This window comes from Phenylobacterium sp. FG114 (assembly GCF_057809855.1).
Genome location: NZ_JBMDKU010000003.1, coordinates 405557 through 431314, shown reverse-complemented (window position 1 = coordinate 431314; position 25758 = coordinate 405557). Strand labels below are relative to the sequence as shown.

Annotated in this window: 19 protein-coding genes; 12 read left to right on the top strand and 7 right to left on the bottom strand. The window is 68.7% G+C overall.

Annotated features, from left to right (window positions below; genetic code table 11):
• From ACODSY_RS07365 to ACODSY_RS07340, 6 genes are all read left to right on the top strand, one after another.
• A complete protein-coding gene (locus tag ACODSY_RS07365; RefSeq protein ID WP_488951059.1) occupies nt 1-1092 on the top strand; it encodes an AraC family transcriptional regulator ligand-binding domain-containing protein in 1092 nt (363 codons plus the stop codon).
• Between the two features lie 147 nt (nt 1093-1239).
• A complete protein-coding gene (locus tag ACODSY_RS07360) occupies nt 1240-3495 on the top strand; it encodes a TonB-dependent receptor (protein WP_488951058.1) in 2256 nt (751 codons plus the stop codon).
• A gap of 138 nt (nt 3496-3633) precedes the next feature.
• Entirely contained in the window at nt 3634-5655 is a 2022-nt protein-coding gene (locus ACODSY_RS07355) for an acetoacetate--CoA ligase (protein WP_488951057.1), read from the top strand.
• Entirely contained in the window at nt 5652-6647 is a 996-nt protein-coding gene (locus ACODSY_RS07350; protein WP_488951056.1) for an alpha/beta hydrolase, read from the top strand. Before ACODSY_RS07355 ends, ACODSY_RS07350 begins: the two co-directional genes overlap by 4 nt.
• Before the next feature lie 42 nt (nt 6648-6689).
• Nucleotides 6690-8345: a tannase/feruloyl esterase family alpha/beta hydrolase gene (locus tag ACODSY_RS07345; RefSeq protein WP_488951055.1), complete on the top strand. Its 1656-nt coding sequence runs from the start codon at nt 6690-6692 to the stop codon at nt 8343-8345.
• A 19-nt stretch (nt 8346-8364) separates the two neighbouring features.
• Nucleotides 8365-9417 carry a hypothetical protein gene (locus ACODSY_RS07340; protein ID WP_488951054.1) on the top strand — a complete coding sequence of 351 codons (1053 nt, stop codon included), beginning with the start codon at nt 8365-8367 and terminating at the stop codon, nt 9415-9417.
• A gap of 95 nt (nt 9418-9512) precedes the next feature.
• Here the strand turns inward: ACODSY_RS07340 and ACODSY_RS07335 are convergent, their stop codons facing one another.
• Complete coding sequence (locus ACODSY_RS07335) at nt 9513-10418, bottom strand: alpha/beta hydrolase (protein WP_488951053.1); 906 nt, start codon at nt 10416-10418, stop codon at nt 9513-9515.
• Complete coding sequence (locus tag ACODSY_RS07330; RefSeq protein ID WP_488951052.1) at nt 10415-12022, bottom strand: flavin-containing monooxygenase; 1608 nt, start codon at nt 12020-12022, stop codon at nt 10415-10417. Before ACODSY_RS07330 ends, ACODSY_RS07335 begins: the two co-directional genes overlap by 4 nt.
• Nucleotides 12023-12121: 99 nt before the next feature.
• Between ACODSY_RS07330 and ACODSY_RS07325 the strand changes: the two genes are divergently transcribed.
• From ACODSY_RS07325 to ACODSY_RS07300, 6 genes are all read left to right on the top strand, one after another.
• Complete coding sequence (locus ACODSY_RS07325; protein WP_488951051.1) at nt 12122-12916, top strand: SDR family NAD(P)-dependent oxidoreductase; 795 nt, start codon at nt 12122-12124, stop codon at nt 12914-12916.
• A 76-nt stretch (nt 12917-12992) separates the two neighbouring features.
• Complete coding sequence (locus ACODSY_RS07320) at nt 12993-13625, top strand: TetR/AcrR family transcriptional regulator (protein WP_488951050.1); 633 nt, start codon at nt 12993-12995, stop codon at nt 13623-13625.
• Between the two features lie 225 nt (nt 13626-13850).
• A complete protein-coding gene (locus ACODSY_RS07315) occupies nt 13851-14369 on the top strand; it encodes a VOC family protein (protein WP_488951049.1) in 519 nt (172 codons plus the stop codon).
• Nucleotides 14370-14413: 44 nt separating this feature from the next.
• Entirely contained in the window at nt 14414-16708 is a 2295-nt protein-coding gene (locus ACODSY_RS07310) for a TonB-dependent receptor (protein WP_488951048.1), read from the top strand.
• 49 nt (nt 16709-16757) lie between these two features.
• Nucleotides 16758-17783, top strand: coding sequence for an amidohydrolase family protein (locus tag ACODSY_RS07305; RefSeq protein WP_488951047.1), 1026 nt, complete (start codon nt 16758-16760; stop codon nt 17781-17783).
• Nucleotides 17784-17913: 130 nt separating this feature from the next.
• Complete coding sequence (locus tag ACODSY_RS07300) at nt 17914-19101, top strand: LLM class flavin-dependent oxidoreductase (RefSeq protein ID WP_488951046.1); 1188 nt, start codon at nt 17914-17916, stop codon at nt 19099-19101.
• 59 nt (nt 19102-19160) lie between these two features.
• Here the strand turns inward: ACODSY_RS07300 and ACODSY_RS07295 are convergent, their stop codons facing one another.
• The 5 genes from ACODSY_RS07295 to ACODSY_RS07275 all read right to left on the bottom strand — a co-directional run bounded on the left by ACODSY_RS07295 (nt 19161) and on the right by ACODSY_RS07275 (nt 25561).
• Nucleotides 19161-19451, bottom strand: a complete 291-nt coding sequence (locus tag ACODSY_RS07295; RefSeq protein WP_488951045.1) for a hypothetical protein — start codon at nt 19449-19451, stop codon at nt 19161-19163.
• Nucleotides 19452-19564: 113 nt separating this feature from the next.
• The gene (locus tag ACODSY_RS07290; protein WP_488951044.1) at nt 19565-20707 is read right to left on the bottom strand and encodes a hybrid sensor histidine kinase/response regulator; all 1143 of its coding nucleotides are present in this window, start codon (nt 20705-20707) and stop codon (nt 19565-19567) included.
• Nucleotides 20704-21267 (bottom strand): chemotaxis protein CheB, encoded by a 564-nt coding sequence (locus ACODSY_RS07285; protein ID WP_488951043.1) that lies wholly within the window; start codon nt 21265-21267, stop codon nt 20704-20706. Before ACODSY_RS07285 ends, ACODSY_RS07290 begins: the two co-directional genes overlap by 4 nt.
• A gap of 8 nt (nt 21268-21275) precedes the next feature.
• Nucleotides 21276-22112, bottom strand: coding sequence for a CheR family methyltransferase (locus ACODSY_RS07280; RefSeq protein WP_488951042.1), 837 nt, complete (start codon nt 22110-22112; stop codon nt 21276-21278).
• Nucleotides 22109-25561 carry a response regulator gene (locus ACODSY_RS07275; protein ID WP_488951041.1) on the bottom strand — a complete coding sequence of 1151 codons (3453 nt, stop codon included), beginning with the start codon at nt 25559-25561 and terminating at the stop codon, nt 22109-22111. The genes ACODSY_RS07280 and ACODSY_RS07275 overlap by 4 nt, the downstream gene beginning before the upstream one ends.
• Between the last annotated feature and the right edge of the window lie 197 nt (nt 25562-25758).

The window sequence follows — 25758 nt, the reverse complement described above, 5'->3', positions numbered from 1 at the left end:
ATGCAGGGCGACACATCACCGGGGGGCGGACTAGACGGCGAGGCGGTCGGCGCCTTGCTGCAGGGCGCCGTCCGCCGCGGCAAGGATCCGGCGGATATCCTCCGCGGGGCCGGCATCGACGCCCGCGTGAATGGCGACCGCAGTCGCGCGATCGACGGCCGGGCGCTGGTGCGCCTCGTCCGCCAGATCCAGTTCGGCCTGGACGACGTCTACCTGGGGTTCTTCGCCAACGGATGCCGGCTGGCGCTCGAGGCCGAGCGGATGATCTCGCTGCTGAGCTGCGCCACCTTCGGCGAGGCGTTGCGGGTCAGCATCCGCTTCACCAACGCCATGTCGGCCGATGCAGGACCGTCGGTCACCGAAGAGCACGGCACCGGGCTGCAGCACACCTGCGAGTACCACACGGTGGACGGCGTCGACCGGCAGATCCTGGTCTGGATCCGGTTCCTGTGGATCTACCACATGTTCAGCTGGCTGATCGGACGACCCCTGGCCCTCAAGGGCCTGTCGATCCAGGGTCCGCGCCCCGTGCAGGACAACGGCTTCGACCGCTTCGCGATCTTTCGATGCCCGGTAAAGTTCGACGCCGCCGTGGACGCCTTGTCCTACGATTGGAACGATCTCCAGGCGCCCCTCGCCCACACGTCACTTCAGGACTACGACGCCTATTACGCCAGCGAGCCGTACTGGTTCGGCATTCCCGGCGGCGGCGCCAGCTGGCGCGAGCGGACCCGACTGGCCGTGCTCGACTTCCACAAGGCGGGCGATTGGTCGCCGAGCGTGGAGATGATCGCCGCGCGGCTGAAAACCGGCGCCCGCCGCCTGAGGCGCGACCTTTTCCAGGAGGGCGAGAGCTTCCAGGATATCAGGACCCGGCTCCGCGGCGAGCTGGCCGGCGCCTATCTGCTGGCCAGCGACATGCCCATCACCGAGATCGGCCTGTTGCTGGGCTACAACGATCCCGGCAGCTTCTCGCGCCAGTTCGCGGCGTGGGCTGGCATGACGCCATCGGCCTACCGCGCAAGATACGTCGCGGACGCCCCGAGGCTTACGGCGGCGACCGCCATCCTCAGCGAGCGGCGGGTATCCTGACCTCAACGCCGGGAGGCTGGTCACTTACGCTAAATCACGCCGTCAGACCGGCGATTGAGTTCCACCCCCGGACCCCGCCAAACCTCACCCGCCGAAGCTTCAGACTTCGGGTCGAAACGATCGTTGCGATCGCAGGGAGGGTGCACGATGAAACGCAATGTGATCCGCAGGCTCGGCGCCACGTCCGCTGGCGCGGCCGCGCTGTTTGCCGGGGTGGCCGCGCCCGTGATCGCCTGGGCCCAGAGCCCGGCGCGCGCGAACGACAACGCGCTCGAAGAGGTGGTCGTCACCGCCGAGAAGCGCGCGGAGGGCCTGCAGAACATCCCGATCGCCATCACGGCGCTGTCGGACGCGACCCTGCAGAAGGCGGGCGTGAAGGAGGTGGGCGACCTCGTCCAGCTGACGCCCAGCCTGCAGTTCGGCACCCGTTCCACGAACGTCTTCATCGCCATGCGCGGCATCGGCCAGGCGGGCCAGGACATCGGCAGCCAGTCGGGCGTGACCGTCTCGCTGGACGGCGTCCCGCTGTTGAACCACTTCATGATGAACCCGGCCTTCATGGACATCGAACGGGTGGAGGTCCTCCGCGGACCCCAGGGCACGATCTCCGGCCGCAACGCCACCGGCGGCGCGATCAACATCTACAGCACCTCACCGCGCGCCGAGAACAGCGGCAGCCTGAGCCTCACGGCCGGGAACCGGTCGCGGCTTGGGCTCAGGGGATATGTAAACCGCGCCTTCTCGGACCAACTCCAAGGGCGCTTGTCGTTCCAGCGGGAAGAGGCCGACGGCTGGCTGAAGAACGACTTCATCGGCAAGCGCAACGACGACACCGATGTCACCGAGGTGCGCGGCCAGCTCCTGTTCACGCCGACGGAGACGTTCAGCCTGCGTACCCTGGTCGACTACACCAAGGATCGCAGCGATCCCGGGTTCGCCCAGATCCTCCGACGGGCCGATCCGGCCCGGCCCACGGTGCCTGAGCTGCCCACCTACACCTACCCGCGGAACGACCCCGACAAGCTCACCTTCTACTTCAACGAGCCGAACCACCGCGATGTCGAGGACGTGCGGGCGACGGCGGTGGCCACCTGGGCCGTCTCGCCCGATGTGACCCTGACCTCGACGACAGGCTTCATCCGGCACGACATCGACCTCACCGACCTGGACGTCGACGCCACGCCGGCCAACACGTCGCGCTTCGACCTGATCGGGCTCTACGCCAAGCAGGTGACCCAGGAGTTCACCCTGACGGCCGAACTCGGCGAGCGGGCCGACCTCGTGGCGGGCGCCTTCTACATGCGCGGCGACTCCAGCGAGCCGCTCTATCTCAGCCTCGCGACATTCAAGAACTATCTCGTCTACCTGCCGGAGGAGCAGCTGGACTCGTACGCTGCCTATGCCCAGTTCCGCTACCAGGTGACCGACAAGCTGCGCGCCACGGTCGGGGGGCGCTACACGATCGACGACAAGTCTTATCAGATGGACTCCTCGGTGGGCGGGGTCCCGCGCCTCACCTCCGACTCCGGCAAGTTCAAGGCGTTCACGCCCCGCTTCGTGCTCGACTACACCCCGACCGACGAGACGCTGATCTACGCGAGCGTGTCGCGCGGCTTCAAGTCGGGTGGGTTCAACACCCTGGGCGACGTCAGCCTGCCCGTGAACCGGTTCAATCCCGAGTACGTCTGGAACTACGAGGTCGGCCTGAAGGCCATGATGTTCGACCGCAAGCTGCGGATGGGCCTCACGGGCTTCTACGCCGACTACACCAATCTCCAGCAGACTGTGTTCCGGTTGAACGACGCGACCCAGGTTCGCTTCCCCCGGGTCGAGAATTCCACCGGGGCGACGATCAAGGGGATCGAACTTGAGGCCGAAGCGACGCCCGTGACGGGCCTGCGGCTCACGGGCGCAGCGACCTACCTGGACGCGGAGTTCGGCTTCTTCTGCAACAACAATCCCCTGTACCCCACGGTCCCGACGTCACCCTCTTGTGTCGGAGTAACCCGGGACGGCCAGCCGCTGCCCTCCGGGGCGGTCCAGCTGAAGGGCAACTCGCTCACCCAGGCTCCGCGATGGCAGTACAACCTGTCCGCCCAGTACACCTTCCCCGTATCCGACTTGCTGAACCTGACGGCGCGCGCCGACTACAAGTGGCAGAGCCGGACCTACTTCGACATCTACAACAATCCGCAGAACTCCCAGGCCGCCTATGGCTTGCTAAACGGGTCGCTCGAACTTGCGACCCAGGACCGAACCTGGTCGTTGCTGGCCTGGGTCCGCAACGTGGCGGACAAGCGCTATGTCAGCCAGGGTTCGGCCGGCTCAGGCGCCAATGCGGCCATCACGGGCTCGCTCGGGCTGCCGCGGATGTTCGGCGCGACGCTCACCCGCCAGTTCTAGCCGGACGACCGAACAGCTCAGGCGCCTCCCCCCTGAGCTCCGGCCTGCCCCTCGGGGGTCGGCCCTGTGGGTGCGGGCGGCGGCCCGCGCCCACAGATCCCAAGCCAGGCCACCAGTACGCTTCAACGGGACCTTGCCATGCGACGCCAAGACGGGGGCGACCCCATTCCCCAGCTCGCGCTCTACCGGGCATGGCTCCACGGGAAGCACGGCTTGGCGTTCCGTGACTACGCGGCGCTTTGGCGTTGGTCGACGACCGATCTCGAGGCCTTCTGGGATAGCATCTGGCGCTACGGTGGGATTTCCTCGCCGACCCCGTACGACGCCGTTCTGCGCGGCGGGATGCCGGGCGCCGCATGGTTCGAGGGCGCCACGGTCAACTACGCGCGGCAGGTCCTGCGTCATGCCGACTTGGCCGAAGCCGCCGGCCAGCCGGCCATCGTCGCCGAAGACGAGCAAGGGCGCGTCGTCGAAGTCGGCTGGACCGACCTGCGGCGGCGCGCCGCCTCACTGGCCCTCGAACTGCGCCGCGCCGGCGTCGAACGCGGCGACCGGGTGGCGGCCTATCTGCCGAACATCCCCGAAGCGGTCGTGGCGCTGCTGGCCTGCGCGAGCCTTGGCGCGGTCTGGACGCTCTGTTCGCCGGACATGGGCACGCCGGCCGTGCTCGACCGCTTCCGGCAGGTCACGCCGAAGGCGCTGATCGCGGTCGATGGCGTCCACTACGCCGGTCGGCGGCGGTCGCGCGTCTCGCAGGTCGAGGAGATCCGGCGCGGACTGCCCAGCCTGGCCGCCGTGTTCGTGATCCGGACCGGCAATGGCGACGGTGAGATCGAGGGCGCGAGGGACCTGGCGGCGGCCCAGGCGCGGGACGACCACGAGGTCGCGGCGTTCGAGCCCGAATGGCTGCCGTTCAGCCATCCGTTGTGGATCCTCTATTCCAGCGGCACGACCGGCCTGCCCAAGGCGATCGTCCACGGCCACGGGGGCGTCGTGCTGGCCGGCTGCGTCGGCAACATGCATCTCGACATCGGGCCCAGCTACGCGCCGAACACGCTGGGGGAACGCTTCCACTGGTACAGCGCCACCGGTTGGGTGATGTGGAACGTGCAGGTCGGCGGCCTGCTCTCGGGGACGACGATCTGTCTCTTCGACGGATCGCCGGGCGGTGCGCGGGACGAGGCCGACTGGGGTCGGCTCTGGCGGTTCGCGGCCCGTCATCGGGTGACCTGGTTCGGCGCCGGCGCGGCGTTCTTCAGCAGTTGCCGCAAGGCCGGACTCGCCGTCGGCGAGATGGGCGATCTTGGCGCCGTGCGGGCGCTCGGTAGCACCGGCTCGCCGCTCCCCGCCGAGGTCGAGGCCTGGGGGCGCGAGGCCTTCGCGGGGCTGGGCCGTAACAATATCTGGTGGTGCAACATCTCCGGCGGCACGGACATCGCCGCGGCGTTCCTCTCAGGAAACCGGGAGCTCCCGCCAGCGCCCGGGCGGCTGCAATGCCGGCATCTGGGCGCGGCCGTGGAGGCCTGGGACGAGGACGGCAAGCCGGTGGTCGGTCGGGTCGGCGAACTGGTCTGCACGCGGCCGTTTCCCAGCATGCCTCTGTTCTTCTGGGGCGACCCGGACGGCGAGCGATACCGCGCCTCATACTTCGCTGAATGGCCTGGCGTGTGGCGCCATGGCGACTGGCTGCAGATCGAGACGGACGGGACCTGTTCGATCAGTGGGCGGAGCGATGCGACCATCAATCGGAACGGGCTGCGCATGGGGACCGCGGAGCTCTACGCCGCCGTCGAGACGCTCGCCGACGTGGCCGATAGCCTGGTGATCGACCTCGAGGACGGCGAGGGGGGCAGCAAGCTTCTGATGTTCGTGGTCCCGCCCGTAGGGCGGATGCTCGACGGTACGCTGGAGGCGGCCATGGCCCAGGCGATCCGCGAGGCGCTCTCCCCGAGGTTCGTGCCCGACGCCTTCATCCAGGCGCCCGGCGTCCCTCGAACCCTGTCGGGCAAGAAGCAGGAGCTTCCGGTGAAGCGTCTGTTCCAGGGCTGGCCCGTGGCCAAGGTGATCAACCTCGACGGGATCGAGGATCCGGGTATCGTCGCCTGGTACGAGGGCCAGGCGCGGGCCTGGCTGGCAGGCTCCCAGGCGGCTCCGGCATGATCCGGCGCAGGGACCTCGCCACCCTGGCCATCGTTGCGGGCGCTCCGGCCGGCGCATCCGCGGCGTCCCAAGCGAAAGGGCGGCTCGTCGACAACGGGCTGCGTTCCAAGGCCCTGCGGCGCGAAATCCCGATCCGCATCTACCTGCCCCCCGGATACGACGCCTCGGGCCCGGCCTATCCCTTGCTGCTCCTCCTGCATGGCGGCGATGGAAGCGACCGGGACCTGGACCGCTTCGCCGGGACCATCGACCGCGCCATCAGCGAGGGGCGAACCGCGCCGCTGGTGATCGCCACGCCGAGGGCGGGGCGCTCGCTGTACATGGACTATCGCGACGGGTCCGAGCGCTGGGAGACCTTCGTCGTCCAGGATCTGCTTCCACACCTTCGGTCGAGCTTGCGGGTTGAGGCGAGGCGTGAGCGCACCTTTGTCGGGGGGTGGTCGATGGGCGGCCTCGGAAGCCTCCGGCTCGCCTTCAAGTATCCCGAGGCCTTCGGCGCCGTTGCAGCCGTAGAGCCCGCCATCGAGCCGGCGCTGGCCTGGAACGAGATCGGACCAAGGGTCAAGTTCTGGCGGTCCGACGTGGTTTACGAGAGGATCTTCGGCTCGCCCGTCGACGCCGAGTACTGGGCCGCGAACAATCCGGCGACCATCGCTAAGCGCGATCCGCGGCGGCTGATCGACCTGGGCGTCTATCTGGAGGTCGGCGATCAGGACATGCTCTACCTGAACCATGGCGTGGAGTTCCTCCATCGCGTGCTCTTCGACGCCGGCGTCGCCCATGAGTATCGCCTTGTCCGCGGCGCGGAGCATGTGGGCCCCTCGCTGGCGCCGCGGCTGGCCGACGCGCTGGGCTTCATCGGCCGGCAGATCGATCCACCGACCTGGATCGATCGGCAGGTGACCGAGACGCGGGCTGTCATGGACGAATGGAAACGCGCGGCGGGACTGCCTGTGGGGACCGTGGATCCGCGTCGCATTCGAGGCTGGTGATCCGCCCCTGGGGCGCACCGTTCAAGGAGTTGGGGGAAGCTGATGTTCTCACCGCGTTTCCGAGGCCTTCGCCGGCAAGTGTCGACCCGTGGCCTTCTCGCGTCTGCGGCCGTTGGTCTGCTGGCCGTGGCCGCGGGAGGGCCGGGTCACGCGGCGACTTGCGAACAGCTCCGCGAGCTCAAGCTGCCGAACACCGAGATCAGGAGCGCCGAGGTGATGCCGGCCGGCGGGTTCGCCGCGATGGGACCTGTCCGGGCGCCCGATCTGCCGTCCTTCTGCCGCGTGGTCGCTTCGGTGAGCACCGCGCCGGGCTCCGCCGTCGGGGTCGAGCTGTGGTTGCCGCTGCAGGGATGGCAGGGGGTCTTTCACGGCAACGGCAACGGCGGCTTCGGCGGAGTCCTGGCGTCGGGGTACGGGCCGATGTCGGCCGGGCTTCGGCGCGGTTACGCCACGGCCGTCACTGACACCGGCACGGCCCCGGCGACGCCCCTGGAGGGCGATGCGCTGATCGGCCAGCCGGAGACGTGGCGCGACTGGGGACGCCGTTCGACCCACGCCATGACGGTCACCGGCAAGGCGATCGCCCAGGCCTTCTACGGCGCACCCGCCCGCCGCGCCTACTACACGGGCTGTTCGACCGGCGGGCAGGAGGGCCTGATCGAGGCGCTCTACTATCCGCAGGACTACGACGGCATCCTCGTGGGGGCGCCGGTCATCAACCGCACCTGGGGCCACGCTTCGGTCCTGTGGAACGACCTCGCCGCCAATCTGAAGCCTGACCACCGTCTCTCCGAGTCGAAGCTCCGCCTGCTCGGCGACACTGCCTTGGCGCGCTGCGGCGCGAAGGGGAGCGGGCTTGCCGGCGACCCCTTCATCGCGGATCCGAAGGCCTGCCGCTTCGATCCCGGCGTCTTGATGTGTCGCGACAAGGACCGCGACGACTGCCTCACGGCGGCCGAGGTGGCGACGGCGCGGGCGTTCTACTCCGGACCGACGGACGAGGCGGGCCGGCCGCTGTTCCACGGCTGGCTGCCGGGCAGCGAGGCGACCGGCCTGTTCGACTGGGCGTTCCTGCAGTCGCGACCGAACGGGCAGCCGCCGTTCGTCAGCCTCTTCAAGTGGGTGTTCGGGCGCGATTGGGACTGGTCGGGGTTCCAGGTCGAACGCGACATGGCCAAGGTCGACGCCACCCTGGGGCCGGTCGTGAACGACGCGACCCGCGGAGACCTGCGCGCCTTCCGGGCCAGGGGCGGCAAGCTGATCATCTACCACGGCTGGGCCGACAGCCTGGTGCCCCCGGACCAGACCGTGGCCTTCTACCAGCGCGTCGCCCACGACGCGGGTGGCGTCGCGCCGGCCCAGGACTTCGCGCGGCTGTTCATGGCGCCGGGGCTGTCGCACTGCGGCGGCGGGCCTGGCCCCGACGTCTTCAACTCGGCGACCGGCTCGGCCGTCCCGCCGCCTTCGCTGACGCCGCAGCACGACCTCTTCGCCGCCCTCACGGATTGGGTCGAAACCGGTGCGGCGCCGGCCCAGGTGATCGCCACGCGCTATGTGGACCGCCTGCCGGCCAAAGGCGTGGCGATGCAGCGGCCACTGTGCGCCTATCCGGCGAAGGCGTGGTGGCGCGGGGCGGGTGATACGGGCCAGGCGGCCAGCTTCGTCTGCTCGATCTCCCGGCCTTCGAAGCCGCGCTAGAAGGTCGAGGAGGCCCAGGATGTTGTCGCGCCGGAACGCCATCGCGGGCTTGAGCCTTGCCGCCCTCGGCCGTCCTGCCGCCGCGTCCGCAGGCGGCTACGCCGTCCGTCGCCTCGTCGACCGCCCCATCGTAGCGCCCGGCCTGGACGCCCGCATGGGCGCCAACATCGAAGGCCCGTCCCTGATCGCTGCGCCGCCATGGCTGCCGAACCGCCTGGGCCGCTACTACCTCTACTTCGCCGATCACAAGGGCGACTACATCCGGCTGGCCTATGCCGACCGGCTGAAAGGTCCGTGGCGGATCCATTCGCCAGGGTCGCTGCAGTTCTCGCAGACCAAGCTGCCGGCCCGGCTCGTCGGTCCGCCGGAGGCCGAAGCGCGGCTGCGGGATATCGCGCAGCGGCGGGACCCGGTGGAATACGCGTGCATCCCGACGCCCCTTGAGGACGCCAGCCTGCCCCATGTGGCCTCGCCCGATGTGCATGTGGACCCGGTCCGCCGCCGGATCGTCATGTACTACCACGGCCTAGCGGAGTTCGGCGTCCAGCGCACCCGCGTGGCGGTGTCGACGGACGGGGTGAATTTCGAGGCGCTGGATGGTCCGACGTTGGGCCCGGCCTACATGCGCGTTTTCGACCATGGCGGCTGGAAGTACGCCATGGCGATGCCGGGCCAGTTCCTGCGGTCTCGGGACGGCCTGACGCCGTTCGAACCCGGGCCGACGCTCTTCGCGTCGGACCAGAGGCACAGTGCGCTACTGGCCCGCGGGGACACGCTGCACGTCTTCTGGACCCGCGTCGGCGATGCGCCCGAGCGCATATATGCCTCGACCGTGGATCTCAGGCCCGACTGGCGCGAGTGGAAGGCGAGCGAACCCATCGAGGTGATGCGTCCCGTGCGGACGTGGGAGGGGGCCGGCCTGCCGGCCAAGCCATCCTACCGCAGCGCGATTAATCGCGAGGTCAACCAGCTGCGCGACCCTGCGATCTTCGTCGAGAACGATCGGACCTACCTGCTGTACGCGGTCAAGGGCGAGCGCGGCATCGGCATCGCCGAACTGACGGTGCGTTAGGTCGAACAGCGGGGTCCGGGCGGAAAGGGGTAGCCTCGGCCTGAGGCCTCGCGAGGTTTGATTGATGCGCACCTTCGAGTCACGCCACCACGCGATCAATCCATGGCTGTCCATCGCCGATCGAGGAAGGTCGCGATCCGCCGGATAGCCTCGTCGGCTTCGGGCAGCGCGCCGGCGAACATCTGCCAGACATGGATCATGTCGGGCCAGACCTCGAGTTCCGTGGGAATGCCGCAGGCTTCGGCGCGCTGGGCCAGCGTGATGGCGTCATCCAGCAGCACTTCGTCGGCCCCGACCTGAATCAGCAGCGGGGGCAGGCCCGTGAGGTCGGCGCGGGCGGGTGAGGCCAGCGGCGCCCGCGGATCCTGGCCGAAGAGGTACTGGTCGGCCATCTCGAGCAGCACGCCGCGCGTCAGTAGCGGATCGCGCTCCGCGCACGCGCCGTACGAGCCGCCGGCGCAGGTCAAGTCGACCCAGGGGCTCAAGGCGACGGCGCAGGCGGGGAGGGGAAGCCCCGCGTCGCGAATGGCGAGCAGGGCGGCGACGGTCAGGCCCCCGCCCGCGGACTCGCCGCCGATGGCGATCCGCGACGGCCCGATCCCCGCCGCCAGCATCGCGGCATAGGCCGCCAGGGCGTCGTCGACCGCGGCCGGGAAGCGATGATCGGGGGCCAGCCGGTAGTCGAGACTGACAACCCGGGCGCGGGTCGCGAGGGCAAGGGCGGTCGTGAAGGCGCGGCTGCCGCCGGGGTCGCCCATGACGTAGCCCCCGCCATGCAGGTGCAGGAAATGATTGGGGGCCAGGCCGTCCGTCACCGCGATTGTCTCGCCGGACACGCCGCCCAGGGTGATGGGTTCGATCGACAGCCCAGCGGGAGGTGGCGGCTGATGGGCGGCGAAGACCGCGGATTGCGCCCGGCGGTGCGCGATCGACGCGTCGGGCCCGCCGAGCATCGCCGCGAGCATGCCGCGGACGACATCGATGGGGCGTTCGTCGCTCACCGGTTCGGACCCGCATCCAGCCGAAAGCCCTCGTAGCCCCGCTCGGCCACTTGCAGGCACCGAGCCCGGTAGCTCGCGAAGCCGCCCACGTAGACGCCGAAGCTGCGCGGCTTCCCCGGAATGTTCGCGCCGAAGTACCAGGAGCTGGCCTTGGGGTAGAGGGTGTGGGCCACCGCTGCATCCGACTCCGCCGACCACGCCGCCTGGGCGCCCTCGGTGGCCTCGATCGTCGCGACGCCTGTCCCGCGCATATGAACCAAGCAATCGGCGATCCAGTCCACGTGCTGCTCGACCGCGGTCGGCATGTTCGCCAGCACGGAGGGGCTCAAGGGCCCCGTGACCGTGAACAGGTTGGGGAAGCCCGCCACGCCGAGGCCCAGGTAGGTCTTCGGCCCTTCAGCCCAACGATCCGACAGGCGGACGCCGTCGCGGCCCCGCACGTCCATGGCCAGCAGCGCCCCGGTGATGGCGTCGAAGCCGGTGGCCACCACGAGGTCGTCAAGCTCGTAGTCGCCGCCATCCGTCCGCACGGTCTGGCCCGTCACTTCCCGGATCGGGGCGCTGCGCACGTCGACGAGGGCGACGTGCGGCTGGTTGAAGGTCTCGTAGTAGTCGTCGTCCAGCGGAGGGCGCTTCACGCCGATGGGGTGGTCGTTGGGGATCAGCCGCTGGGCGGTCGCCGGATCGCGCACGGTGCGCAGGATGTGCTCTCGCACGAAGTCCTGGGCGGTGGCGTTGGCGGCCTCGTCGGTGAAAAGGTCGGTGAAGGCGCTGAAGAAGCGCATGCCGCCCTGCTCCCAGAGCGCCTGGTAGGCCGCCCGCCGTTCTGCGTCGCCGACTTCGAGCGCCGAGCGCTGGGGCGGATCGAACGGAACGGCCCCGCCGGACGCCAGGCAACGGGCGCGGATGTCGCCGTAGTTGGCCTTCACCCAGGCCTCGAAGTCGGGATCGGTGGACTGGTTCCAGGCCGGCAGGACCCAGTTGGCGGTGCGCTGGAACACGGTGAGGGCGGCGGCCTGTGCGGCGATGCGCGGGATGGCTTGCACGGCGGAGGCGCCGGTGCCGATCACGCCCACGCGGCGACCGGAGAAGTCCACGGGCTCGTGCGGCCACTGGGCGGTGTGCAGCAGCCGGCCCCTGAAATCGCGCACGCCGGCGATGTTCGGCCAGTTCACCTGCGACAGGCAGCCCATGGCGGTCACCAGAGCGCCTGCCGTCGTCTCGAAGCCGTCCGCGGTACGGATCCGCCAGCCCTGCAGCGCCTCATCGAAGTGGGCGGCGGTGACCCGCGACGAGAACCGATAGCGCCGGCGCAGGTCGAAGCGGTCGGCGACGTGGCTCAGGTACCGCAGGATCTCGGGCTGCTCGGAGTAGCGCAGGCTCCAGGACCAGTCCTGCTGCAGCGTCTCGTCGAACCCGTAGCTGTAGTAGTAGCTCTCGCAGTCGCAGCGGGCGCCGGGATAGCGGTTCCAATACCAGACCCCACCCACGTCGTCGGCCTGCTCCAGGCCCAGCACGTCCAGCCCCTGCTCGGCGAGGCGGTGCACGGCGTAGAGGCCGCCGAAGCCAGCTCCGATGACGACGACGTCGTGCTCCGCCCGCATGATGCCTCCCAGGTCGCATTGCATAACGAATGTTATGTATACGCTACCGGCAAGCCGGGCCCTGTGTAAAGATAACGGACGTTATGGTGAGGGGGATCGATGGGACGGATGGATGGCAAGGTGGCGCTGGTGACCGGGGCGGGCGGCGGCATCGGCAGAGCCCTCGCGCGCACGCTGGCGCGCGAGGGCGCCCGTGTGTTTGCTGCGGACGTGGATCTGGACGGCCTGGCAGAGACGTGTGCGGCGCCCGAAGCCGGTCTGATGGAGCTGGTGCGGCTCGACGTGACGTCCGAAGCGGGCTGGGCGGACGTGGTGGCCGAGATCGGACGCAGCGCCGGCGCCCTCCACGCTCTGGTGAACAACGCCGGCCTGTGCATCAGCGCGCCGATCCTCGAGACGACGAACGACATATGGCGGCGGCAGATGGCGGTGAACCTGGACGGCGTCTTTTACGGCACGCGCGCCGCCATGCCCTTGCTGGCGCAGGCGGGCGGCGCTGCGATCGTGAACCTTTCATCGGTTGCGGGCCTCGACGGCGTCCCCGGCCTGTCGGCCTACTGCGCCACCAAGGGCGGCGTGCGGCTCTTCACCAAGGCGGTGGCGCTGGAGTGCGCGGCGGCGCGCAACGGCGTGCGGGTGAATTCGGTCCACCCCGGCGCGATCGAGACGGCGATCTGGGTGAAGATGCAGAACGGGGGCCAGTTGGATCCCGGGTCGAATTCGGCCGAAGAGACGATGGACGCCACGCGCCAAGCGGCCGCCCGCGTGACGCCCCTCGGCTTCGCCGGCGAGGCCCAGGACATCGCGGAGGGGGTCCTCTACCTGTGCGCCGACGAGGCCCGGTTCGTCACGGGCGCCGAGCTGGTGATCGACGGCGGGGTTCACGCGGGCTGAAACATAACGAGCGTGTTCCTGTGGCCGCCCCTGTGCTAACGCGCCTGTTCCATAGGTTCTTGGGAATCAGGCGCGCATGGCCCGACAGGCGGATCACGACCAAAGGAGACGGCAGTTCGCCGGCGCCGCGGTCGCGGTGATCGCCCGCGAGGGGCTGGAAGGCCTGACCATGCGGGACGTGGCCAAGGAGGCCGGCTTCACCACCGGCGCGCTCACCCACTACTTCCAGTCCAAGGACGAGGTGCTGATCGCCGCCTCGGAGCACGGCGCAGAGGTCGTGCGACCCATGATGGACGAGGCCGCCGCCGGAATGTCGGCGCGCGCCGCACTTCAGGACCTGTTGCACACCATCCTGCCCACCTCGACGGCGATGAAGGCCCAGTGGCGCTGCTGGCTGGCGTTCTGGGAGCGCGGGGCGCACAGCCCTCAGGTCCAGCGCGTCATGCGCGAGCGCTACTTCGAGTACATGAACCGGGTCTCCACCGTGATCCGCCGCGCCCAGGAGCAGGGCGAGGCGCCGCGCGACATCGACGTGGAGCATGTGGCCCGCGAGATCATCGCCCTTATCGATGGCCTCGGCGTTCAGGTGCTGCTGGGCGCCGGCAAGTTCACCAGCGTGTCGCAGCGCCAGTTCGTCGACGCCCTGGTCAACGCCCGCCTCGGTCCCGTGCCCGAAGTTTCGCGCAAGCCCTCGCGCGCCGCGAGCTAACCCCACTCATAACAACTGTTACGTATGACGTCGGCTGCCCGACCCAAGAGAGGGTCAGCGCCAGCGCGTGGCGGCCACCTCTGTAGGCGTCGGCGATATTCCAGAACGACCGTTATAATTCCTCTTTACGAAACGGACAGAACCAGCGTTATGCTTTGGTCATAACACGAGCGCCGGAACGACCGCGGAGGGCGGCGGTCCGGAGCCATGCAAGGGGAGTGGAACGTGGCCGAACCGGCGTGGGCGCTGTCGCGCCTCTATCACACCGTCATCAACTGTCGGGACCTCGACGAGTCGGTCGCCTTCTACCGGCAGCTGGGCTTTGAGGTGCTGAACGACCGGCGCGAGGTGGACTGGCCCGACTTCGTGGCCGGCATCTTCGGCCTGTCCAGGGCCAAGGGGCATGGGGTTCTGATGGTGCTCCCCAGCGACCCGGACGGGCCGATGATGGACCTGATCCAGTGGGTGGAGCCGAAGGCCACGTTCCCGGACCCCGCGGCGCGCAAGAGCGTGGTGCCGCGCATCATCGCTTTCCGCACCCGCAACGTTCACGCGGCCTACGAGGCCCTGTCGGCGGCCGGCGTGGTCTTCACCCAGCCCGTCAACGTGCCGGTGGCGGGTCTCGGCATCGTCGGCACGGCGTGCTGCTACGACCCCAACGGCAACATCATCGAGATGATCGAGCTCGAACCCGGCGTGCGCCATTCCCGGGCGAACGAGACGCTGGGCGACAAGTCCCACTGAAGCGGACGGCGTAACCACAACGAAGATCGGGGAGGGATCTGCACATGGCCAGGATGTTCGGGCGCCAGGCGCGCCTTCTGGGCGGTGTCGCCGCCTTGGCGCTGGCGGCTGGGGCCGCGCAGGCCGCGGAACAGGCGGAGAGCGCGGTCAGCGAGGTGGTCGTCACCGCCCAGTTCCGGGAGGAGAACGTCCAGCGCGTGCCCATCCCCATCACGGCGGTCGGCGGCGAGGACCTCGCCAAGCAGGGCGTGATCGGCTTCAAGGAACTGGGGACGCGGGTGCCCTCGCTGCGCTTCGGCGCCGGGGTCACGGGCGGCGAGAACGTCATCACCATGCGCGGCCTGGGGAGCCAGAACACGACGCCGGGGGGTGACTCGCCGGTCGCCTACAACATCGACGGCGTTTACGTGCAGCGCACGACGTCGATCGACCCCGAGTTCTACGACATCGCCCGCGTGGAGGTGCTGCGCGGGCCGCAGGGCACGCTCTACGGCCGCAACTCGGTCGGCGGTTCGATCAATGTCATCACGAACAAGCCCACGGGCGACTTCGGCGCCGGCGTCGACGCCATGTTGGGCAACTACGACGCCCGGACCTTCCGCGGCTTCCTGAACGTGCCGCTGGTGACGCAGGGCGACATGCAGGTCGCCGCGCGCATCACCGCCGTCTCGGCCGAACACGACCCCTACACCAAGAACCTGTCGAGCAAGGCCACCGCCACCAACCAGCTCGACCGCCTGGACTATCAGATGATCCGGGCTCAGCTGGCGGTCGACTTCAGCCCACAGACGCGCCTGCTGCTGGCGGCGCATCGCACCTGGAGCGAGGGTGTGGCCGCGACGGTCGCGGCCTGGTGGCAGACACCCGCGCGATACACCGCGCCGCCGCTGGGCATCGCCGCGGGTTCGGCCTGCGACTTCTCGACGGCGGCCAGGTTCGACCCGCGCCGCGTCTGCCACGACTATCCCGACGTCGGCAGCAACGACACCGAGCTCTACTCCGGCACGCTGGAGCACGAGTTCGGCTTCGCGAACTTCACCTCGGTCACCGCCTACGGAAAGAGTCACGTCGACCAGATCAGCGACGGCGACGGTTCGGACCTGCCAATCGCGGCCGGCTCCGCCTGGCGCCTCGACGCCAAGCAGTTCTCGCAGGAGGTTCGCTTCGCCTCGAACGGGGAGGGGCCGCTGACGTGGGTGGTGGGCGGCATCTACTTCTACGGAAAGAACTTCCAGGACTTCGCCTACAGCGACTTCGGCTACAACGACCTTGGCCCAACCGCGCCGTTCGACCGGTTCAACTTCCTGAGCTTCGGCACCAGCAAGACCCGGGCGTTGGCCGCCTTCGGACAGTTCGACTACGACTTCGGCAAGGCCAATCCGGATCTGCCGGTGATCCTGACGGTCGGGGTCCGCTACACCCGCGACAAGAAGTCGGGCTTCAACTCGCTGGACTACCAGCTGCCGCTGGTCTGCGGCGGCAGCTGCGGCGTGACGGAGGGCCCGTTCAGCGAGACCTGGAACCGCATCACCGGGAAAGCCGGCCTCAGCTACCAGGTCAACGACGCCACCATGGTGTTCGCCTCGGTCGCCCGCGGGTATCTGGCCGGCGGCAACATCACGGGGCTTGGCAACATCTACGATCCCGAGACGCTCACGTCGTTCGACGCCGGCTTCAAGACCCGCTTCGCCGATGGCCGCGTCCAGTTGAACGTCGCGGCCTACCACCAGGAGATCAAGAACCTGCAGGTGTTCATCCAGAGCGCCACGCAGTCGGGCATCAACAACGTCGACGGCAAGACCGACGTCAACGGCCTGGAGATCGAGTTCTCGGCAGTGCCGGTGGACAATCTGCGCCTGAATGCGACGACGACGCTCACCGACGCCCAGTATGGCCGCTACATCACGACGGCCGCGCGCTTCGGCGGCCCGGGTCCGGGGTGCGACGCGGCGACCAAGCTCTGCAACTTCAAGGGCAACAACCTCAACCAGACGCCCGACTACACTGTGAACCTGGGCGCCGAATATCGGTTCGAGACCGGGATGGGTTCGATCACCCCGCGGCTGGACGTCTACTTCTCGGGCCGCGTCGATTTCCTGGCCGACAACTTCGTCACCTCGCGGCAAAAGGCCTATCACACCACCAACGCTAGAGTGACGTGGGAGAGCCCCGACCGCCGGTACCGGGCCGAGGCGTTCGTCGCCAATATCGAGGACGACGACATCATCTCGAACGACGGCCTGCAGTCGATCTCGCTGGGCCAGCAGGCGCTGCAGCCTGACAACTTCGTCTACTACCCGCCCCGGACCTATGGCGTCCGGTTCGGCGTGACCTTCTGAGGAGAGGCCGGGGGCCTCGCGCCTCCGGCCCCGGACTTTCGCGATGTCCATGGAGTGGCCCGTTCGCGGCGAATGGCTGGCCCAGGTGCGGGAAGCGCCGCTGGAGCCCGACCTGCCGATCGTCGACGCTCACCATCACCTCTGGAAGCTGCCGCACGACACCTATCTGCTGGACGACTTCCTCGCCGACGCCGACCCGGTCCGGGGCGGGCACAACGTCGTGGCCAGCGTCTTCGCAGAGTGCGGAGCCATGTACCGCCCCGACGGCCCGGCCGAGCTGCGCTCGATCGGTGAGGTCGAGTTCGCGAACGGGGTCGGCGCCCAGGCGGCCAGCGGCCTCTTCGGGCCGACCCTCGCCTGTGCGGCCCTGTTCGGCTCGGCCGATCTGATGCTGGGAGCCGAGGTCGCTCGCGTGCTGGACTTGCACATCGCGCGCGCGCCGGATCGCTATCGCGGCGTCCGTCCCATCGTGTGCGCCGACCCGCACGGCGCCCTCGATCCCTGGCCCAGCTCGCCGCTCGACATGATGGAGAGCGCTGCGTTCCGCGCCGGCGCGCGCGAGCTCCAGCGGCGCGGCCTGTCGCTGGACATCTGGGTGTTCCACCACCAGCTGCGCCGGGTGGCGGAGCTGGCGGCGGCGCTGCCCGACCTCACGATCATCCTCGACCACATCGGCACCCCATTGGGCATGGGCTGGTACGCAAGCCGCCGCGACGAGGTAATGGCCGAGTGGCGGGCCGGGATGGCGGCGGTCGCCGCCCAGCCGAACGTGCTGCTCAAGCTGGGCGGGCTCAACATGCACTTCAACGGCTTCGACTGGCACGCGCGGCCCATGCCGCCGACGTCCGATGAGTTGGCCGCCGCCAACCGCCCCTACTATGCCCATGCCATCGACCTGTTCGGTCCCGGCCGCTGCATGTTCGAGAGCAACTTCCCGATGGACAAGCGCGCGTGCAGCTATGGCGTGCTCTGGAATGCGCACAAGAAGCTGGCCGCCGGATTCAGCCCCGACGAGAAGCGGCTGATGTTCCGGGACGTAGCGACGCAGGCTTACCGAATCCGGGAGCTGGCGTGATAAACATATCGGCCGTTATGTAAAACCCTCTAGGAAAGCCGCGAGTTCGATCTCGGAAGATTGACTTCCAGGCCTGCCGTTCGATACATAACAGACGTTATAAAATATACGAAACGAAGGGGCGTGAAGCGTGAAGTTTGACATCTTCTGCGAGATCCAGCGGGCCTTTCCGTGGGAAGGCCGGGACGAGGCCAGCCTCTTCCGGGAGATCCTGGACCAGGCCCGCGCCGCTGACGCCGCGGGCTTCACCGCGTGGTGGCAGGTGGAGCATCACGGCGCACCCGAGTTCAGCTACTCCGCCGCGCCCGAGTTGGTGCTGACGGCGATCGCCATGGCGACCGAACGGCTGCGCGTCGGTCACGCCGGCGTCCTGGCGCCCTTCAACATCAACTCGCCGCTGCGCGTCGCCGAACGCGGCGCGACGCTGGACGTGCTGTCGGGCGGCCGCTTCGAGATGGGCCTCGCCAAGTCGGGCGGGAAGGAATGGGAGACGTTCGGCGTCGATCCCGAGAAGGCGCGCGACCAGGTGCGCGACGCCATGCACATCATCCCGCGTGTGTGGACCGAGCCGGAGTTCTCCTGGGACGGTCCCGACTACAAGGTGCCGCCGCGGGAGATCGTGCCGAAGCCGCTGCAGAACCCGCACCCGCCCCTCTGGCAGACCTGCGGATCGCCCGAGAGCTTCTACATGGCCGGCGAGATGGGTGTGGGCGCTCTGGGCACCACGCTGCTGAGCCCGGTCAAGTTCCTGGGTGAGATGCTGCGGGAGCACGATCGCGGGCTGTCGGCCTGCTCGGCGCCGGCCGGCCGCTTCGTCAACCGCCAGAAGGGTTGCTTCACGTTCGTCCACATCGCCGAAACGCGCGAGCAGGCCATCGCCAACGGCGCCGCCTGGTCGGCCCTTTGGTACGTCAACGCCGCGCCGCGCGTGTTCAAGGTTCCGCGCCGGGTCTGGTACGACATGATCAAGGCAGGGCTGCATCCCAACTCGGCGCGCGATACGGCCGCGCTCGCTCAGCTCGATCCGAACGAGACCGTCATCCACGACGACGATCCGCCGGTGGTGGTGCTGCTCAAGCGCATGGCCCAGGGCGAGGACATCGGCAAGGACGAGGCTCACGAGGTGCTGGAGCCGCTGGACTGTGTCGTGATCGGCGACCCCGACCACTGCGCCCGCAAGCTCCGCGGCTACGAGGCGATCGGCGCTGACCGCATGATGTGCATGATGCAGTTCGGCTCGATCCCCCACGCCGCGGTGCTGAAGAGCATCGAGCTGGCCGGCCGTCTGCTGGTCCCGGCATTCGCGCGAGCGGCATAGGCCGGCGCGGCGCTCCTGACCGGGGCGCTCGGCCAATTCACCGCCGACGCCGTCGCGGGTCAGTGCAGGCGGCGTGTGAACGAAACGGCGAGGTCTACGATCGCGGCGGGGTTGGCCCAGGGACCGAGACTTTCGACGGCGCGGCACAAGCAACCTAGCCGGTGCTCGAGGACCGCCGCGTTCGCCGCGGGACAGTTGTCGAGGAGTTGGTCGGCCATCGCCTGCAACTCCTCCAGCCGCGACTCCTCTCCCTCGGGCGCCATGATCTCGCACATGCGCCGCAACGCAGCGGCTATGCCCGTCTCGCTTCCGGCCCAGCCGGGCACATCCTCAAGGGTGAGTATCGACATCGTGCGCCAACGCCCGGGATCGCCTGAGGTTCTGGCGATTCACAAAGGAGCCTTCCCGACGGCGCGCCCGAACGGTTGGGACTGGCGAGGGGCCTGCGCCGGGGCGACCGGCCTCAGTCCTCCAGGATCGGCAGGAGCAGGCGGAAGGTGCTGCCCTCGCCGGGACGCGTGGCCGCGAGCGTGATCGTTCCGCCGTGGAGCTCCATGAGTTGCTTGCCTAGCGCCAGGCCGATGCCGAGGCCCTCCTGCGCGCGCTCAGTGGGCCGCTTCACCTGGGCGAAGAGGTCGAAGATCTTCGCGCGCATCTCCGGGGGGACGCCGATCCCGGTGTCGGTGACGTCGATCTCGACGTGATCGTCGGCCACCCTGGCCGCGAGGGTGATGCGGCCGCCCGCGGGCGTATAGCGCGCGGCGTTGTTGAGCAGGTTGCTGACGACCTGCGCCAGGCGCGTGGGGTCGGCGTGCAGGCTCACGGGCGCGTCGGGCAGGTCTGTGGCCAGGACGTGGCCCGCCGCGTCGATCTGCGGCCGGCTCGCCTCGACGGCGAAGTCCAGAACGGTCCGCAGCGCCACCCGCTCCTTGCTGAGCGCGATCTTGCCCTGGTCGATCCGGGAGATGTCGAGCATGTCGTCGACCAGCCGCGTCAGGTGGGCGACCTGGCGCTCCATCTGAGCGTGGATCTCCTCCGCCTTCTGCGGGTCCCGACGCCGCCGCAGAAAGTGCAGGCCCGCGCTCAGAGCCATCACCGGATTGCGGATCTCGTGGCCCAGCACCGCCAGGAACTCATTCTTGTGCCGGTCGACGGTCCGCAGCGCGTCGGCCAGCGCTTCCAGCTCGTCGCGCTGGGCGATGATCTGCCGACGCTGTCGGTGCAGGTCGAAGAACACGTTCGCCTTGCTGCGCAGGATATCGGCCTCGATCGGCTTCTGCAGGAAGTCGACCGCGCCCGCCTCGTACCCCCGGAACCGCCGCTGGCGGTCAGCCACGCCCGCGGTGAGGAAGATGATCGGCACGTGGCGCGAAACCTCGGCGCCGCGCATGAACTCGGCCAGCTGGTAACCGTCCATGCCGGGCATCTGCACGTCGAGCAGCGCCAGGGCGACGTCGTGCGTGAGCAGCAACTCCAGCGCCTCGTCGCCCGAGCGCGCCTTCAGGCAGACCAGGCCCTCCCGCTGGAGCAGAGCCTCCAGCGCCAGCAGGTTCTCCTGCAGGTCGTCAACCAGGAGGAAGTGAATCGGGTCCTCGACGCGGATCATGCCGCTCCCAGCTCCACCAGGTGCGAAGCGATCTCTTCCACGGTCATGCGCCGCGCGCCTCCACAGGCCTTCAGCGCCGCCTCCGGCATGGCGGGGGCGAAGGCGGTCTGGGGGTCCTCTACCACCGCCGACCCGCCCGCGGCGACTACGGCTCGCAGGCCCTCGGCGCCATCCGCGTTCGCGCCGGTCAGCACGACGGCGGTCAGCCGCGGCCCGAAGGCGTCGGCGGCGCTCTCGAACAGGACATCTATGGCGGGCCGCGACATGTTCACCAGTTCGTCCGAGGACAGCGAAAGCGCGCCGTCGGACTCCACGAGCAGGTGATAATCCGAGGGCGCGAAATAGACGACGCCGGCCTGGGTCGGCTCCTTGTCCTCGGCCTCCTTCACGGCGATGCGCGAGCGGTCCTTGAACAGGGGGACGAGGGCGTTCTCGCGCCCTGGCGGCACATGGACGACGATAAGCACGGGCAGCGGATAGTCCGCGGGCAAAGCCGGCAGGATCTGCAGCAGCGCCTGGACCGCGCCCGCCGACCCGCCGATCGCGACGGCTCTTTCCAACCCGCCGATCATGCGTCTTGCCTCTGGTAGATCTTTTCGTCCCGCACGAACTCGGAAAACGCGGCCGCGTGGCTGGAAAACCGGAGGCTCTCCTTCGATCCAAGGCCCAGGAAACCCTTCCGCGCGAGCGAGTCACGGAAGAGGCCGATGGCGCGATCCTGCAGCGCGCGGTCGAAATAGATCAGCACGTTGCGGCAGGAGATCAGGTGCATCTCGCCGAACACCGCATCCGTCACCAGACTATGGTCGGAGAAGACGACGCGACTGCGGAGCGACTTGTCGAAGATCGCCCGGCCGTAGTCGGCCGTGTAGTAGTCGGACAGCGACGATTTCCCGCCAGACTTCTGATGGTTCGCGGTGAACTTCTTCAGCTGGTCTAGCGGATAGACGCCGGCTTCGGCCGCCGCCAGGGCGGTGGGATTGATGTCGGTCGCGTAGAAGATGGTCCGCTCCTCCAGGCCTTCCTCGCGGAAGAGGATGGCCAGCGAATAGACCTCCTCGCCGTGGCTGCAGCCGGCGATCCACACCTTAAGCGAGGGGTAGGTCCGCAGGTGTGGCACGACCTTTTCCCGCAGCGCCCGGAAGTAGCTCGGGTCGCGGAACATCTCGCTGACCTGGACCGTGAGGTAGCCGAGCAACCGGCCCAGCATCGCCGGGTCGTGCAGCAGGCTGTCCTGTAACGCCGAGAGGCTCTCGAACCCCAGCTGTTCGCGCGCCTGCACCAGCCGTCGCTTGATCGACGCCCGGGCGTAGCTGCGGAAGTCGTAGTGGTAACGCTGGTAGAGCGCCTCCAGCAGCAGGCGGATCTCGATGTCCTCGACGCCTTCGCGCACGTTCGTACTCACCTCGGCATCCAGACCCGCACGAGCGACAGCAGCCGGTCGACGTCGATGGGCTTGGCCATGTAGTCGTTCGCGCCCGCCTCGAGGCATCGTTCCTGATCGTCCGGCATCGCCTTGGCGGTCAGCATGACGATGGGGAGATCCGCCCACTGCGTCTCCTTCCGGATCCTCCGCGTCGCCTCAAGCCCGTCCATGACCGGCATCATCACGTCCATGAGGACGAGGTCGATCGGCTCGGCTCCGTCGTCCGCCGCCTGCGCGAGGGCGTCCAGCGCCTCCTGGCCGTTGCGCGCGATCTGCACCGACGCGCCGCGGGGCTCGAGCACGCTGGTCAGGGAGTAGATGTTCCGCACGTCGTCCTCGACCACGAGGATGCGGCGGCCCTCCAGCACCGAGTCGCGGTTCCGGGCCTTGCGGATCATCCGCTGCTGTTCCGGAGGCAGCTCGGAGACCACCTGGTGCAGGAACAGGGAGACCTCGTCCAACAGGCGCTCGGGCGACTTGGCGCCCTTGATGATGATCGAATGGGAATAGCGACGCAGGCGCTGCTCGTCGTCGGCCGACAGGTCGCGGCCCGTGTACACGATGACCGGCGGGAACGCCTCTTCACCCTGGCTCAGGGTCTCCAGCAGCGAGAACCCAGACGCGTCGGGCAAGGAGAGATCGAGCACCATGCAGTCGAAGGTCGCCGACTTGAGTTGCTCGAGGCATTCCGCCGCTGTCCCGACGCCGACGGTCTCGACGTCGCCGGTGCCGATAAGGCGGCTCATCGCGTCGCGCTGCACCGCGTCGTCCTCGACGATGAGCACGCGGCGCATGGTGCGGGTCAGCTGCGACTCGAGGTTCTGGAGCACCTCGGACAACTGCTCGCGCTCCACCGGCTTGATCAGGTAGCCGACCGCGCCCAGCGACAGGGCGGTCTGCGCGTGGTCCGAGCCCGACACGACGTGGATGGGGATGTGCCGCGTGGCGTCGTCGCGCTTCAGGCGGTCCAGAACCGTGAGGCCCGACTGGTCCGGCAGGCCGACGTCCAGCACGATCGCATGCGGCTTGAACTGCCCCGCCAGCTTCATCGCCTCTTCGGCCGTGCCGGCGACGAGGCATTGGAAGCCCAGTTCGCGGGAGAGCTCGCAGACGATGCTGGCGAACGCCGGATCGTCCTCGATCACCAGAAGGACGCGCCGCCCGCCCGACAGGGCGTCGCGGTCGTCCGCCACAGCCTTCGCGAGGGGCCTCGATCGCCGAGCCCGCGGCGCCTCGATCACCTGGGCGGCGGGCGCGGCCGACGTGGGGGCGAGCGGCATCTGGCGCGGCGCGATCCCGGTCGGGTCGTAGACCATGGGGATCACCAGCGTGAAGGTGCTGCCCTTGCCCGGCGTGCTTTCCAGGCTGATGGCCCCGCCTAGCAGACGCGCCAGTTCGCGGGAGATCGACAGGCCCAGCCCCGTGCCGCCGTAGCGGCGGCTGATCGTGCCGTCCGCCTGCCGGAAGGCCTCGAAGATGCTCTGCTGCTCCTCGGGCGAGATGCCGATGCCGGTATCCTTCACCGCCAGCGCGAGATGTTCGTCGCCCTGCGCCCGGATGGTCAGCTCCACGCCGCCCTTCTCGGTGAACTTGAACGCATTCGAGAGCAGGTTCTTCACGATCTGCTCCAGGCGCTGTCGGTCGGTCTCCACCGCGGGCGGCGCGTCGTCGGCGACCGTGATGGTGAAGTCCAGCCCCCGCTCGCCCGCGACGGGCTGGAACAGGCCGCGGATGTCGTTGGCGAGACGGGCCAGCGGAATGCTCTCGGCGTGGATCTGCAGCTGGCCGGCCTCGATCTTCGAGAGATCGAGGATGTCGTTGATCAGAACCAGCAGGTCATTGCCGGACGACTGGATGGTCCGCGCGTATTTCACCTGCTCGTCGGAGAGGTTGCCCTCGGGATTGTCGCCCAGAAGCTTCGACAGGATGAGCAGCGAGTTGAGCGGCGTCCGCAGCTCATGGGACATGTTGGCGAGGAAGTCAGACTTGTACTGGCTGGCCTGCTCCAGCTCGCGGGCCTTGAGCTCGACGGCCGCGGTGGTGCGCTCCAGTTCGTCGCGCTGGGTCTCCAGCGCCTGCGCCTGTTCCTCCAGCTGGCTGTTGGTCTGCTCCAGCTCGACCTGCTGCTGCTCGAGGCGCGCCTGCGATTCCCTGAGCGCGCGGCCCTGCTCCTCCAATTCCTCGTTGGAGACGCGCAGCTCTTCACTCTGAACCTGCAGCTCCTCGGACTGCCGCTGGGTCTCCTCCAGCGCATCCTGCAGCTGGGTGCGGTAGCGGGCGGAGCGGAGCGCGACGCCCATGGCCGGAGCGCTGCGCTCCATCAGCGCCAGGACTTGCTCGTCGACAGGACGCAGGAAGCCGATCTCGAGCACGGCGTTGACCACGCCGTCCGCCGAGGCCGGTGCGATGAGCAGATGCCGCGGCTTATCGCGGCCGAGCGCCGAACCGATCGTCAGGTATCCTTCCGGAACGTCGCTGATCACGATCGGGCTTCCCTCCGAGGCGGCCTGGCCGATCAACCCTTCCTTTGGCCCGAACCGCTCTGCGATGGCGGCGTCGGTCGGCACGCCGAGCGTCGCGACGCGGCGGAATTCGGCGCCTTCGAGCTTGAACATCGCCGCGGCGTGGCCGCCGACATAGCGACCCAGAAAGGCCAGGATGTCGTCTGAGAGCTGTTCGACCGACTTCTCGCCCATCATCGCAGCGGCGAGCTGGACCTGGCCGGCCTGGAGCCATTCCTGCCGGGCCCGCGCACGCGCGTTGCGGCGGATCAGGCCGAACACGATGACCGTCAGGACTGCGCCGAGCAGGCCCGACAGGACGCCGCTGAGCACAGCTGTACGCTGGGCGACCTGCATCTGGTCGACGCGCACCTCGCGCAGCCGCTGTTCTTCCTGGCGCATCGCATCGATCCGGGCGCGGATGGCGTCCATCTCGGCTTTGCCGCGGTCGGTGTTCACCACGGCCAGCGCCGCTTCGGCGCCCTGGGCCTGACGCAGCTCGATTGTCTCCTTCAGCTCCGCGACCTTCGTGTCGAGGCTGCGGCGCAGCTGCGCCACGTTGAGCTGCTGGACGGGGTTGTCGCGCGTCAGCGAAGCGACGGCGTCCAGTCGTGACGACACGGCCGAGGCCGCCCGCTGATACGGCTCAAGGTAGCGGCCGTTTCCGGTGAGCAGATAGCCGCGCTGGCCCGTTTCGGCATCCTGGACCGTGGAAAGCAGGTCGTCGACCGCAACGATCACCTCATGCGAGCGGCGGATGCGGGCGTTGTTCTCCTGCAGCGCCGAGATGTTCGCGTACGAGATGGCTCCGCTGATCAGGAAGAACAGCAGCACGACGACCAGCCCGATCGTCGTCCACAGCTCGACACGCGATCCGAGCTGCGCGGCGAATTTGGACTGTGACGTGTGCGAGCCGGGCATGGTCATCCTGACGAACTGAAACTCCGCGCCTGCCTAGCGGGCCTGCTTCAGAAGAAGCAAGGATCCGCAGAATTAGCGGTTGGATCGGCTGACGGCCGGCCCACGACTCACCTGCCGATCCGAGCGGACGGCAGGACGTGAACCGGGCGCGACGCATTCCCCCTGAGGCCAGCAAACGGCCGAGCTTGATTTCGGTTCCGAGG